Origin of the sequence: Pseudomonas sp. BMW13 (assembly GCF_013357275.1) — a bacterium.
Classification (GTDB): Bacteria; Pseudomonadota; Gammaproteobacteria; order Pseudomonadales; family Pseudomonadaceae; genus Aquipseudomonas; species Aquipseudomonas khazarica.
On record NZ_SUKD01000012.1, the window covers coordinates 133,937 to 146,980 of the forward strand.

Annotated in this window: 10 protein-coding genes; all 10 read left to right on the forward strand. The window is 65.9% G+C overall.

What is annotated here, in order from left to right; genetic code table 11:
- The first annotated feature begins 125 nt into the window (after positions 1–125).
- The 10 genes from E4487_RS09690 to E4487_RS09735 all read left to right on the forward strand — a co-directional run bounded on the left by E4487_RS09690 (position 126) and on the right by E4487_RS09735 (position 12,984).
- Positions 126–2,345: a primosomal protein N' gene (locus tag E4487_RS09690; RefSeq protein WP_175253237.1), complete on the forward strand. Its 2,220-nt coding sequence runs from the start codon at positions 126–128 to the stop codon at positions 2,343–2,345.
- Between the two features lie 136 nt (positions 2,346–2,481).
- The gene (gene argS, locus E4487_RS09695; protein ID WP_175253238.1) at positions 2,482–4,221 is read left to right on the forward strand and encodes an arginine--tRNA ligase; all 1,740 of its coding nucleotides are present in this window, start codon (positions 2,482–2,484) and stop codon (positions 4,219–4,221) included.
- The gene (locus E4487_RS09700) at positions 4,222–4,896 is read left to right on the forward strand and encodes an SPOR domain-containing protein (RefSeq protein WP_037049868.1); all 675 of its coding nucleotides are present in this window, start codon (positions 4,222–4,224) and stop codon (positions 4,894–4,896) included.
- A gap of 95 nt (positions 4,897–4,991) precedes the next feature.
- Positions 4,992–5,522, forward strand: coding sequence for an ATP-dependent protease subunit HslV (gene hslV / locus E4487_RS09705; protein WP_037049870.1), 531 nt, complete (start codon positions 4,992–4,994; stop codon positions 5,520–5,522).
- Between the two features lie 43 nt (positions 5,523–5,565).
- Positions 5,566–6,906: an HslU--HslV peptidase ATPase subunit gene (hslU, locus tag E4487_RS09710; protein WP_037049871.1), complete on the forward strand. Its 1,341-nt coding sequence runs from the start codon at positions 5,566–5,568 to the stop codon at positions 6,904–6,906.
- Positions 6,907–6,999: 93 nt separating this feature from the next.
- Positions 7,000–7,371 carry a gamma-butyrobetaine hydroxylase-like domain-containing protein gene (locus E4487_RS09715; RefSeq protein WP_037049873.1) on the forward strand — a complete coding sequence of 124 codons (372 nt, stop codon included), beginning with the start codon at positions 7,000–7,002 and terminating at the stop codon, positions 7,369–7,371.
- 296 nt (positions 7,372–7,667) lie between these two features.
- Positions 7,668–9,347: a class II poly(R)-hydroxyalkanoic acid synthase gene (gene phaC / locus E4487_RS09720; protein ID WP_037049875.1), complete on the forward strand. Its 1,680-nt coding sequence runs from the start codon at positions 7,668–7,670 to the stop codon at positions 9,345–9,347.
- Between the two features lie 144 nt (positions 9,348–9,491).
- Complete coding sequence (gene phaZ / locus E4487_RS09725) at positions 9,492–10,349, forward strand: poly(3-hydroxyalkanoate) depolymerase (protein WP_037049877.1); 858 nt, start codon at positions 9,492–9,494, stop codon at positions 10,347–10,349.
- Positions 10,350–10,565: 216 nt separating this feature from the next.
- A complete protein-coding gene (gene phaC, locus E4487_RS09730) occupies positions 10,566–12,248 on the forward strand; it encodes a class II poly(R)-hydroxyalkanoic acid synthase (RefSeq protein ID WP_037049879.1) in 1,683 nt (560 codons plus the stop codon).
- A 121-nt stretch (positions 12,249–12,369) separates the two neighbouring features.
- Positions 12,370–12,984, forward strand: coding sequence for a TetR/AcrR family transcriptional regulator (locus E4487_RS09735; protein ID WP_037049882.1), 615 nt, complete (start codon positions 12,370–12,372; stop codon positions 12,982–12,984).
- Positions 12,985–13,044 lie beyond the last annotated feature (60 nt).

The window sequence follows — 13,044 nt, forward strand, 5'->3', positions numbered from 1 at the left end:
AACCAATGTCAGGCACCGCACAGAAATAGGCCGCGCATCTTACCAGACACGTGAAGCGATGCAAGCCAGACAGGGCACCGGCCGTCGCGTGTTACCATCGGCCACCTGTCATTGGAGCTTCCGGCTTGCCCGACCTGATCCTGCGCCTCGCCCTGCCCTCGCCCCTGCGCCGCCTGTTCGACTACCGCGCCCCTGCCGGTGTACCGCGTAGCGCGCTGCAGCCTGGCGCACGCCTGCGTGTGCCGTTCGGCCGGCGCGAGATGATCGGCGTACTGGTGGAGGTCGACAACCAGAGCGACGTGCCGGCCGACAAGCTCAAGCCTGCGCTGCAGCTGCTCGACGCCCGCCCGCCGCTGCCGGCAGCGCTGTTCAAGCTGTGCCTGTGGACCGCCCAGTACTACCAGCACAGCCTCGGCGACACGCTGAGCTGGGCATTGCCGGTACTGTTGCGCCAGGGCGAACCGGCCGAGGCGCGGCAGGAGCGCTTCTGGCTGGCCAACAGCGGCGCCAGCGTCGACGACCCGCGCCTGGCCAGGGCGCCGCGCCAGCGCGATGCGCTCAAGGCGCTGGCCCAGCACCCGCACGGCGTGGCCCACAGCCTGCTCAGTCAGTTGCAGCTCAACCGCGACAGCCTGCAGCTGCTGCATGAGAAAGGCCTGGTGCGCGTCGAGGTGCGCCGCAACAAACCACAGGCGAAGCCCGCCCACTGGCTGGCGCAACCGGAGCTGCCACTCAACGCCGAGCAACGCGCGGCGGTCAACGCTGTCGCCTCGGGCTGGGGGCAGTTCAACGCCTTCCTGCTGGCGGGCATCACCGGCAGCGGCAAGACCGAGGTCTACCTGCAACTGATCCATCAGTGCCTGGAAGCCGGCAAGCAGGCCCTGGTGCTGATCCCCGAGATCAACCTCGGGCCGCAGACCTTCGAGCGCTTCGCCCGTCGCTTCAACGCGCGCATCGCCCTGCTGCACTCGGCGGTGAACGACCGCGAACGCCTGGACGCCTGGCTGGCGGCCCGCGACGGCGAGGCGGACATCATCATCGGCACCCGCTCGGCGCTGTTCACCCCCATGCTGAACCCGGGGCTGATCATCGTCGACGAAGAACACGACGCCTCCTATAAACAGCAGGAGGGTTTGCGCTACCACGCCCGCGACCTGGCCCTGGTGCGGGCGCGCCAGGAAGACGTGCCCATCGTGCTCGGCTCGGCCACGCCGTCGCTGGAGAGCCTGCACAACGCCCATAGCGGCCGCTACGCCCTGCTCAAGCTCACCCAGCGGGCGGGTGGCGCCAGCCAGCCACGTTTCCTGCGCCTGGACGTGAAGAGCCGACCGCTGGACGCCGGCATCTCCGGGCCGATGCAGCAGGCCATCGCCCAGACCCTGGCGGCCGGCCAGCAGGTGCTGGTGTTTCTCAACCGCCGCGGCTTCGCCCCGGCCCTACTCTGCCACGACTGCGGCTGGCTGTCGGAGTGCCCGCGCTGCGATGCGCGCATGACCGTGCATCAGCGCTACCAGGAACTGCGCTGCCATCACTGCGGGCACGTCGAGCGCCAGCCGAGCAACTGCCCGAAATGCCAGCACGTCGACCTGCGCCCGGTCGGCGCCGGCACCGAGCGTGCCGAGGAGCGCCTGGCGGTACTGTTTCCCGATTACCCGGTGCTGCGCATCGACCGCGACAGCACCTCGCGCAAGGGCGCCATGGATCGCCTGTTCGCCACCATCAACAAGGGTGAGCCGTGCATCCTGGTCGGCACGCAGATGCTCGCCAAGGGCCATCACTTCCCACGGGTGACGCTGGTAGCGATCCTCGATGCCGACGGCGGCCTGTTCTCCGCGGATTTTCGCGCCAGCGAGCGCATGGCCCAGTTGATCGTTCAGGTCGCCGGGCGTGCCGGACGCGCCGAAGAGCCGGGCAAGGTGATCATCCAGAGCCACCTGGCCGACCACCCGCTGCTGGTGCAACTGACCGAGCAAGGCTACTTCGCCTTCGCCGAGCAGGCCCTGAGCGAGCGCCGCGCCGCCGGCCTGCCGCCGTTCTGCCACCTGGCCCTGCTGCGTGCCGAGGCGCACAAGCCGGGGCAGGCGGAAGGATTCCTCGATGAAGCCTGCAGCGAAGCGGAGCATCTGCTGGGCGAACTGGGCCTGTCCGGCATCGAGTTGCTCGGCCCCGTTCCTGCCCCGATGGAACGCCGTGCCGGGCGCTTCCGCGCGCAGCTGCTGCTGCAAGGCAGCACCCGCGCCGCCCTGCATCGCCTGCTCACCCCCTGGCTGCAGGCACTGGAGCAGATGCCCAGCGGCCGCGCGGTGCGCTGGTCGCTGGATGTCGACCCGATCGACCTTTTTTGAGCTTCTAGCTGCAAACCACAAGCTTCAGGCAAGAACGGCGACGTGCTTTTCCTTGCCGCTTGTGGCTTGCAGCTTGTCGCTGCTCTTATAATGCACAGTTTTCGACCAAAGCCCCCAAGGCAGCCCCGAGCCGAACATGAAAGACAGCATTCGCCACCTGATCCAGCAAGCCCTCGACCGCCTCACCGCCGAAGGCGTGCTGCCTGAAGGTCTGACGCCGGCCATCCAGGTGGAGAACACCAAGGACAAGAGCCACGGCGACTTCGCCAGCAACATTGCCATGATGCTGGCCAAGCCGGCCGCCATGAAGCCGCGCGACCTGGCGGAGAAACTGATCGCCGCCCTGCCGGCCGATGCGCAGATCGCCAAGGTGGAGATCGCCGGCCCCGGCTTCCTCAACTTCTTCCAGAACAGCGGCGCCCTCGCCCAGCGCCTGGAAGCTGCACTGGCCGACGCCAGGCTCGGCGTGCGCAAGAATGGCGCCGCGCAGCGCGTGGTGGTCGACCTATCGGCGCCCAACCTGGCCAAGGAGATGCACGTCGGCCACCTGCGCTCGACCATCATCGGCGATGGCGTGGCCCGTGTGCTGGAGTTCCTCGGCGACACCGTGATCCGCCAGAACCACGTCGGCGACTGGGGCACCCAGTTCGGCATGCTGCTGGCCTACATGCAGGAAAACCCGGCGGCCGCCGAGAGCGAGCTGGCCGACCTGGAAGGCTTCTACCGCGCCGCCAAGAAGCGCTTCGACGAGTCCCCCGAGTTCGCCGACCGCGCCCGTGAGCTGGTGGTGCAGCTGCAGGCTGGCGACGCCGAATGCCTGCGCCTGTGGAACCGCTTCAACGACATCTCCCTGAGCCACTGCCAGGCGCTGTACGACCGCCTCGGCGTCAAGCTGAGCATGGCCGACGTCAAGGGCGAGAGCGCCTACAACGATGACCTGCCGCAGGTGGTCGCGGATCTGGCCGCCAAGGGCCTGCTGACCGAGGACAACGGCGCGCAGTGCGTGTTCATGGACGAATTCAAGAACAGCGAAGGCAACCCGCTGCCACTGATCGTGCAGAAGGCCGGTGGCGGCTACCTGTACGCCACCACCGACCTGGCCGCCACCCGCTACCGCGCCGGCACGCTCAAGGCCGACCGCGTGCTGTACTTCGTCGACCAGCGCCAGGCCCTGCACTTCCAGATGGTCTTCGCCTGCGCCCGTCTGGCCGGCTTCGTGCCAGCCAGCATGGAGATGGAGCACATGGGCTTCGGCACCATGAACGGCCCAGACGGCCGCCCGTTCAAGACCCGCGACGGCGGCACGGTGAAACTGGTGCACCTGCTCGACGAAGCCGAGCAGCGCGCCTATGAGCTGGTCAAGAGCAAGAACCCGGAGCTGGGCGACGACGAGCTGCGCCAGATTGCCCGCGTGGTCGGCATCGCCTCGGTGAAGTACGCCGACCTGTCCAAGCACCGCGCCAGCGACTACAGCTTCAACTTCGACCTGATGCTGAGCTTCGAGGGCAACACCGCGCCCTACCTGCTGTACGCCTACACCCGCGTGGCTGGTGTATTCCGCAAGCTGGGCAAGGGCATCGAGGAAATCGGCGGGCAGATCGCCCTGGTCGCCGAGCAGGAGCAGGCCCTGGCCGCCAAGCTGGCGCAGTTCAATGAACTGCTGAGCAGCGTCGCCGAGAAAGGCACGCCGCACATGCTGTGCAGCTACCTGTACGACATCGCCGGCCTGTTCTCCAGCTTCTACGAGAACTGCCCGATCCTCGCTGCCGAAGACGAGGCCACGCGCGACAGCCGTCTGCGCCTGACCGCGCTCACCGGCCGTACCCTCAAGCAGGGCCTGGAGCTGCTCGGCCTGGACACCCTGGAGCGGATGTAAATGGCCGCGCGCAAGAAACCGGCGCCCAAGCGCGGCGCCAGTCGCTACCAGGCTCCGGCCAAGAAACCCGTACCGGGCTGGATCTGGCTGGTCTGCGGCCTGGTGGTCGGCGGTTTCTTCATGTTCCTGTTCAGCCTCGAACCCGGTCGCGACGAGATCAAGCGCGACCGTGGCGAGCAGGCGCGCAGCACCAAGCCGGAACCCAAGCCGAGCAAGCCGGAACCGGCCAAGCCCAAGTACGACTTCTACACCCTGCTGCCGGAGTCCGAGGTGATCCTGCCGCAGGCACTGGAAGAAACACCGCCGCCAACCGCCGCGCAGAAACCGGTCACCCCCGAGGAAGCCGCGAAGATCGACACCGCTCGCGCCGAGGCCGCACTCAACGGCCAGGTACCGCCGCCCCCGCCGCCGGTCATCGCCAGCGCACCGGTCACCACGCAGTTCTTCCTGCAGGCCGGCTCGTTCCGCAAGCGCGATGACGCCGACACCCTGCGCGCGCAGATCATCCTGCTGGGGCAGAACGTGCGCGTGGAGACCGGCAAGGTACGCGAGGAAACCTGGCACCGCGTGCTGGTCGGCCCGTTCGCCAGCCGCGAGCAGCTGGCGTCGGCGCAGAAGACCCTGGCCGGCAATGGTTTCAGCAACCTGCTGTTACAGCAGCGCCAGGTCCGCTGATCGTCGATTCGCCCGCTGCCGGTTGAAAAGCCGCAGCGGGCACCCCATCTGAGTTTCCATCCGGGCAATTCGCCCCGCAGCGTGGAGATTCACCCTTGACCACCATCGTTTCAGTGCGCCGTCATGGCAAGGTCGTGATGGCTGGCGACGGCCAGGTATCGCTCGGCAACACCGTCATGAAGGGCAACGCCAAGAAGGTGCGCCGCCTGTACCACGGCCAGGTGCTGGCCGGTTTCGCCGGCGCCACCGCCGATGCCTTTACCCTGTTCGAGCGTTTCGAAGGCCAGCTGGAAAAACACCAGGGCCATCTGGTACGCGCCGCCGTGGAACTGGCCAAGGACTGGCGTACCGACCGCAGCCTGAGCCGCCTGGAAGCCATGCTGGCGGTGGCCAACAAGGATGCATCGCTGATCATCACCGGCAACGGCGACGTGGTCGAACCCGAAGAAGGCCTGATCGCCATGGGCTCCGGCGGCAACTTCGCCCAGGCCGCCGCGCGCGCGCTGCTGATGAAGACCGACCTGTCCGCCCGTGAGGTGGCCGAGACCGCGCTGGGCATTGCCGGCGACATCTGCGTATTCACCAATCATCACCAGACCATCGAGGAACTGGACGCCGCCGAGTAGCGTCCACCGCCTCACCGTTTTCGTTTATTGCGAGCCAAATTCCATGTCCATGACGCCCCGCGAGATCGTCCACGAACTCAATCGCCATATCATCGGCCAGGACGACGCCAAGCGCGCCGTCGCCATCGCCCTGCGCAACCGCTGGCGGCGCATGCAACTGCCGACCGACCTGCGCCAGGAAGTCACGCCGAAGAACATCCTGATGATCGGCCCCACCGGTGTCGGCAAGACCGAGATCGCCCGGCGTCTGGCCAAGCTGGCCAACGCGCCGTTCCTCAAGGTGGAAGCGACCAAGTTCACCGAGGTCGGCTATGTCGGCCGTGACGTCGAGTCGATCATCCGCGACCTGGCCGATGCAGCGGTGAAAATGCTGCGCGAGCAGGAAATGGTCAAGGTCCGCCACCGCGCCGAGGACGCCGCCGAGGAGCGCATCCTCGACGCCCTGCTGCCACCGGCACGCCAGGGCTTCGGCGACGAGCCGGCGCGCAGCGAGGACTCCAACACCCGCCAGCTGTTCCGCAAGCGCCTGCGCGAAGGCCAGCTGAACGACAAGGAAATCGACATCGAGGTCGCCGAGTCGCCCATGGGCGTCGAGATCATGACCCCGCCGGGCATGGAGGAAATGACCAACCAGCTGCAGAACCTGTTCTCCAGCATGGGCAAGGGCAAGAAGAAGAGCCGCAAGCTCAAGGTCGTCGATGCGCTGAAGCTGGTGCGCGACGAGGAAGCCGCCCGCCTGGTCAATGAGGAAGAACTCAAGGCCCGCGCACTGGAGGCCGTCGAGCAGCACGGCATCGTCTTCATCGACGAGATCGACAAGGTCGCCAAGCGCGCCAACGCCGGCGGCGCCGACGTCTCCCGCGAAGGCGTGCAGCGCGACCTGCTGCCGCTGATCGAAGGCTGCACGGTCAACACCAAGCTGGGCATGGTCAAGACCGACCATATCCTGTTCATCGCCTCCGGCGCCTTCCACCTGAGCAAACCCAGTGACCTGGTGCCCGAGCTGCAGGGGCGTCTGCCGATTCGCGTCGAACTCAAGGCGCTGAGCCCGCAGGACTTCGAGCGCATTCTGCGCGAGCCGCACGCCTCGCTCACCGAGCAGTACAGCGAACTGCTGAAGACCGAGGGGCTGCACATCGAGTTCGCCGACGACGGCATCAAGCGTCTGGCCGAGATTGCCTGGCAGGTCAACGAGAAGACCGAGAACATCGGTGCGCGCCGCCTGCACACCCTGCTCGAGCGCCTGCTGGAAGAGGTGTCTTTCAGTGCCGGCGACCTGGCCGGGCAGCAGAACGGCGAACCGATCCGCATCGACGCCGACTACGTCAACGGCCACCTGGGCGAACTGGCCCAGGACGAAGACCTGTCGCGCTATATTCTCTGACAGTACTCACGCCACGTAGCCCGGATGACATCCGGGGACGTTTACGACAGCGTCCCGGATTGCATCCGGGCTACATCGTTTCAGGAGCCGCACATGCCCATCCCCAGCGCGATCAAACTGCACAAGGCCTCGAAGACCCTGGAGCTGCGCTATGGGGAAACGAGCTACCAGCTCAGCGCCGAATTCCTCCGCGTGCACTCGCCCTCGGCCGAGGTGCAGGGGCATGGCCAGCCGATCCTGCAGACCGGCAAACTTGGTGTCGGCCTGGAGCGCATCGAGCCGGCCGGCAACTATGCACTGAAACTGTGCTTCGACGACGGTCATGACAGCGGCCTGTTCACCTGGGACTACCTGCACGAACTGGCCACACGCCAGAGCGAGCTGTGGGCCGACTATCTGGCGCAACTGAGCGCGGCCGGAAAATCCCGCGACCCCAACGAATCAGTCGTCCGCCTGATGCTCTGAGGCGCCAGGCAAACCCTTGCCGCAGAGCGCCCGGCACCCTCACCACCGATCACGTTAGCGACAGTTAGGGCGAGTTTTCTAATCTATCGCGGCATACTCCTGCGCCATCGACTGGCTTGCTTAACTGCACAAACTCGGGTAACCAAGGAACTGGCAGGTTCCCTGCATTTGGCTGTGCCAGGTGCAACGAAATGTGCGGACTCGATCCGCCCCCGGTAACCCGAGCAGTACCAGGCCCTGTTCAGCCGCGCGCCTTCGCAGGCCGGTATTCGTCTCAGGACAATGGAGCGTCGTAGATGAGTGACAAGAACAACGATGACCTGAAACGCCAGGCCTCGGAAAATACGCTGGGACTCAACCCGGTGATTGGCATCCGCGGCAAGGATCTTTTGACCTCTGCCCGCATGGTGCTCGCTCAGGCACTCAAGCAACCCTTCCATAGTGCCAAGCATGTGGCCCACTTCGGCCTCGAACTGAAGAACGTCCTGCTCGGCCAGTCCGCGCTCCAGCCCGAAGACGGCGACCGCCGCTTCAACGATCCGGCCTGGAGCCAGAATCCGCTCTACCGCCGTTACCTGCAGACCTACCTGGCCTGGCGCAAGGAGCTGCACGACTGGATCGAGCACAGCTCGCTGTCCGAACAGGATGCCAGTCGCGGCCACTTCGTCATCAACCTGATGACCGAAGCCATGGCGCCATCCAACAGCATGGCCAACCCGGCCGCCGTCAAACGCTTCTTCGAAACGGGCGGCAAGAGCCTGCTCGACGGCCTCTCGCACCTGGCCAAGGACATGGTCAACAACGGCGGCATGCCCAGCCAGGTGAACATGGAAGCCTTCGAGGTGGGCAAGAACCTGGCCACCACCGAGGGCGCCGTGGTGTTTCGCAACGACGTGCTGGAGCTGATCCAGTACAAGCCGATCACCGAGAGCGTGCACGAACGCCCGTTGCTGGTGGTGCCACCACAGATCAACAAGTTCTACGTATTCGACCTGTCGCCGGACAAGAGCCTGGCGCGCTTCCTCCTGCGCAGCCAGGTGCAGACCTTCGTGGTCAGCTGGCGCAACCCGACCAAGGCGCAGCGCGAGTGGGGCCTGTCGACCTACATTGAGGCACTCAAGGACGCCATCGACGTCATCTGCGCCATCACTGGCAGCAAGGACGTCAACATGCTCGGCGCCTGCTCCGGTGGCCTGACCACTGCCTCCCTGCTCGGCCACTACGCGGCCCTCGGCCAGCAGAAGGTCAACGCCCTGACCCTGCTGGTGAGCGTGCTCGACACCCAGCTCGACACCCAGGTGGCCCTGTTCGCCGACGAGAAGACCCTGGAAGCCGCCAAGCGCCGCTCCTACCAGGCCGGCGTGCTGGAAGGCAGCGACATGGCCAAGGTGTTCGCCTGGATGCGCCCCAACGACCTGATCTGGAACTACTGGGTTAACAACTACCTGCTCGGCAACGAGCCGCCGGTGTTCGACATCCTCTACTGGAACAACGACACCACGCGCCTGCCGGCTGCCCTGCACGGCGAATTCATCGAGATGTTCCAGACCAACCCGCTGACCCGTCCGGGCGCCCTGGAGGTCTGCGGTACGCCGATCGACCTCAAGCAGGTCACCTGCGACTTCTTCGTCGTGGCCGGCACCACCGACCACATCACGCCCTGGGACTCGTGCTACAAGTCGGCGCACCTGTTCGGCGGCAAGTGCGAGTTCGTCCTCTCCAACAGCGGCCATATCCAGAGCATTCTCAACCCGCCGGGCAACCCCAAGGCACGCTACATGACCAACAGCGAAATGCCGCTGGACCCGAAAGCCTGGCAGGAAAGCTCGACCAAGCATGCCGACTCCTGGTGGCTGCACTGGCAGACCTGGCTGGCCGAGCGCTCGGGTGAAACCAAGAATGCCCCCAGGGCGCTGGGCAACAAGAAGTACCCGGTCGGCGAAGCCGCGCCGGGCACCTATGTACACGAACGCTGATCATCGACCTCAACCGCGGCGGCACCGGGAAGTGCCGCACGCCACGCCGGCCCTTGTGGGTGTGGTGAACCAGGCGCGTCCTGGTAACTCTGGAGGCGGCCCGGACGGCCCTCTCCAGCGCTCAACTCCATAGGGGCTGCGCCTATGCCGCAACCATTCGTATTCCGCACCATCGACCTCGATGGACAGACCATCCGTACCGCAGTGCGGCCGGGCAACAGCCAGCTGGTGCCGCTGCTGATATTCAACGGCATCGGCGCCAACCTGGAGCTGGTGATGCCCTTCGTCGCCGCACTCGACCCGGAGCTGGAGATCATCGCCTTCGACGTTCCCGGCGTCGGTGGCTCATCGACCCCCGCCACGCCCTACCGGTTTCCCGGACTGGCCAAGCTGGCGGCGCGCATGCTCGACTACCTGAACTACGGCCAGGTCAACGCCATCGGTGTGTCCTGGGGCGGCGCCCTGGCCCAGCAGTTCGCCCACGACTATCCCGAGCGCTGCAAGAAGCTGATCCTCGCCGCCACGTCGGCCGGCGCGGTGATGGTGCCCGGCAAGCCCAAGGTCCTCTGGCGCATGGCCAGTCCCAGACGCTACGTGCAGCCCTCCTACGGCGTGCGCATCGCCCCGGACATCTACGGCGGCGCCTTCCGTCGCGACCCCAAGCTGGCCATGGCGCATGCCAGCAAGGTGCGTTCGGGCGGCAAGATGGGCTACTACTGGCAGCTGTTCGCCGGCCTCGGCTGGACCAGCATTCACTGGCTACACAAGATTCGTCAGCCTACGCTGGTCATGGCCGGCGACGATGACCCGCTGATCCCGCTGATCAACATGCGCCTGCTGGCCTGGCGCATTCCCAACGCCGAGCTGCACGTCATCGACGACGGCCACCTGTTCCTGGTGACGCGTGCCGAAGCGGTGGCGCCTATCATCATGAAGTTTCTCGAGGAGGAGCGACAGCGTGCGGTGATGCACCCGCAGCCCACGCCACTACGCCAGCATTGACCGCACCAGCAGAGTGCGCAATGTTCGGCATGCTCGACGAAGGGGCGCAAGCCGCCCCGGGCAAATTCGACGCGGCTGTCTGGAATGCACCTCCTGCGCGTCTGGTACAGGGCTTGCTGCATCTCTGTGCAAGCAAGCGGCGCACCTGAGGCTTCGAGCGAGCCCGGCAGTCGGTGCCATGCAAGTCTCTAGACGGTTTGACGACGGAGTGTTGCCATGCGAGACAAGTCGACCCCGGCTACCCTGCCGGCACCTGCCAGTTTCATGAATGCCCAGAGCGCCGTGGTCGGCGTACGCGGCCGCGATCTGCTGTCCACGATGCGCCTGCTGGCCAGCCAGGGGCTCAAGAACCCCGTACGCAGTGGCCGCCACCTGCTGGCCTTCGGCAGCCAGCTGGGCCGCGTGCTCATCGGCGACACGCTGCACAAGGTCAACCCGCAGGACGCTCGCTTCGCCGACCCGACCTGGCACCTCAACCCCTTCTACCGGCGCAGCCTGCAGGCCTACCTGGCCTGGCAGAAGCAACTCGCCGCCTGGATCGACGACAGCGACCTGTCGCCTGACGACCGTGCCCGCGCGCGCTTTCTCGCCTCGCTGATGAGCGATGCGCTGTCGCCCTCCAACAGCCCGCTCAACCCGCAGGCGGTCAAGGAGCTGTTCAATACCGGTGGCAGCAGCCTGTTCAAGGGGCTGCGACACCTGTTCGACGACCTGCTGAACAACAACGGCCTGCCCAGCCAGGTCAGCCGGCACGCGTTCGAAGTCGGCCGCAACCTGGCCTGTACCCCCGGCGCGGTGGTGTTTCGCAACGAACTGCTGGAACTGATCCAGTACAAGCCGATGAGCGAGAAGCAGTACCTGCGCCCATTGCTGATCGTGCCGCCGCAGATCAACAAGTACTACATATTCGACCTGTCCAACGACAAGAGCTTCGTCCAGTACGCGCTGAAGAACGACCTGCAGACCTTCATGATCAGCTGGCGCAACCCGGACCCACGGCACCGCGAGTGGGGCCTGTCGACCTACGTGCAGGCGGTGGAAGAAGCCGTCGATGCCTGCCGGGCCATCACCGGCAGCAAGGACGTCAACCTGCTCGGCGCCTGTGCCGGCGGCCTGACCATCGCCGCCCTGCAGGGCCACCTGCAGGCCCGCCGCCAGCTGCGCAAGGTCGCCAGCGCCACCTACATGGTCAGCCTGCTGGACAGCCAGATCGAAAGCCCGGCGATGCTCTTCGCCGACGAGCAGACCCTCGAGTCGGCCAAGCGCCGCTCCTATCAGCAGGGCGTGCTGGACGGCCGCGACATGGCCAAGGTGTTCGCCTGGATGCGCCCCAACGACCTGATCTGGAACTACTGGATCAACAACTACCTGATGGGCAAGCAGCCACCGGCCTTCGACATCCTCTACTGGAACAACGACAACACGCGCCTGCCGGCGGCGCTGCATGGCGACCTGATCGACTTCTTCAAGCACAACCCGCTGACCCGTGCCGGTGCGCTGGAGGTCTGCGGCACCCCGGTGGACCTGACCAAGGTCACCGTCGACAGTTTCAGCGTGGCGGGCATCAACGACCACATCACGCCCTGGGATGCGGTCTATCGCTCGACCCTGCTGCTCGGCGGCAACCGCCGCTTCATCCTGTCCAACAGCGGCCATATCCAGAGCATCCTCAACCCGCCCGGCAACCCCAAGGCCAACTACTACGAGAACGCCAAGCTCACCTCCGACCCACGCGCCTGGTACCACGACGCCCAGCACCAGCAAGGCAGCTGGTGGCCACAATGGCTGGAGTGGATCCAGGCCCGCTCCGGCGAGCAGCGCGAAACCGTCATGGCGCTGGGCAACCAGCACCACCCGGCCATGGAGGAGGCGCCAGGCACCTATGTGCACATCCGTTGATGGGCATGCACGCCGCATCAGCAAGGCGTCGCCATACGACATTCAACTGACAAGCGATGGCCGGCAGGACGCCAGCCGGTTATCGTCACCTCTCCGCGCCAGATCGAACAAGAAGTAACGGATGAAGACCCGCGAGCGCATTCTGCAAACCGCCCTGGTTCTGTTCAACGAGCAGGGCGAACCCAACGTCTCCACCCTGGAGATCGCCAACGAGCTGGATATCAGCCCCGGCAATCTCTACTACCACTTCCACGGCAAGGAGCCGCTGGTGCTGGAGCTGTTCGAGCGTTTCCAGGCCGAGATGGCGCCACTGCTCGACCCACCGGCAGATGCCCGGCTCGACGTCGAGGACTACTGGCTGTTCCTGCACCTGATCGTCGAGCGCCTGTCGCAGTACCGCTTTCTCTTTCAGGACCTGTCGAACCTGGCCGGGCGCCTGCCCAAGCTGGCACGGGGCATCCGCCACTGGCTCAACGCACTCAAGCGCACCCTGGCGGCACTGCTGGCGCGCCTGATGGCTGATGGTCAGTTGAACAGCGGCACCCAGGCGCTGGGACAACTGGTCGAGCAGATCACCCTGACCCTGCTGTTCTCCCTCGACTACCAGCGCATCCTCGACCAGGAAGGCGAAGTGCGGCTGGTGGTGTTCCAGATCATGATGCTGGTCGCGCCACACCTGAATCAGCCCTCACGCGGCGCCGTCGAGCACCTCGCGCAACGCTACCTGGAAGCCTGAGACGCGGCACTTGCGCCTTTGCGGGCGCACAACGCAAACGCCCGGCACTAGGCCGGGCGT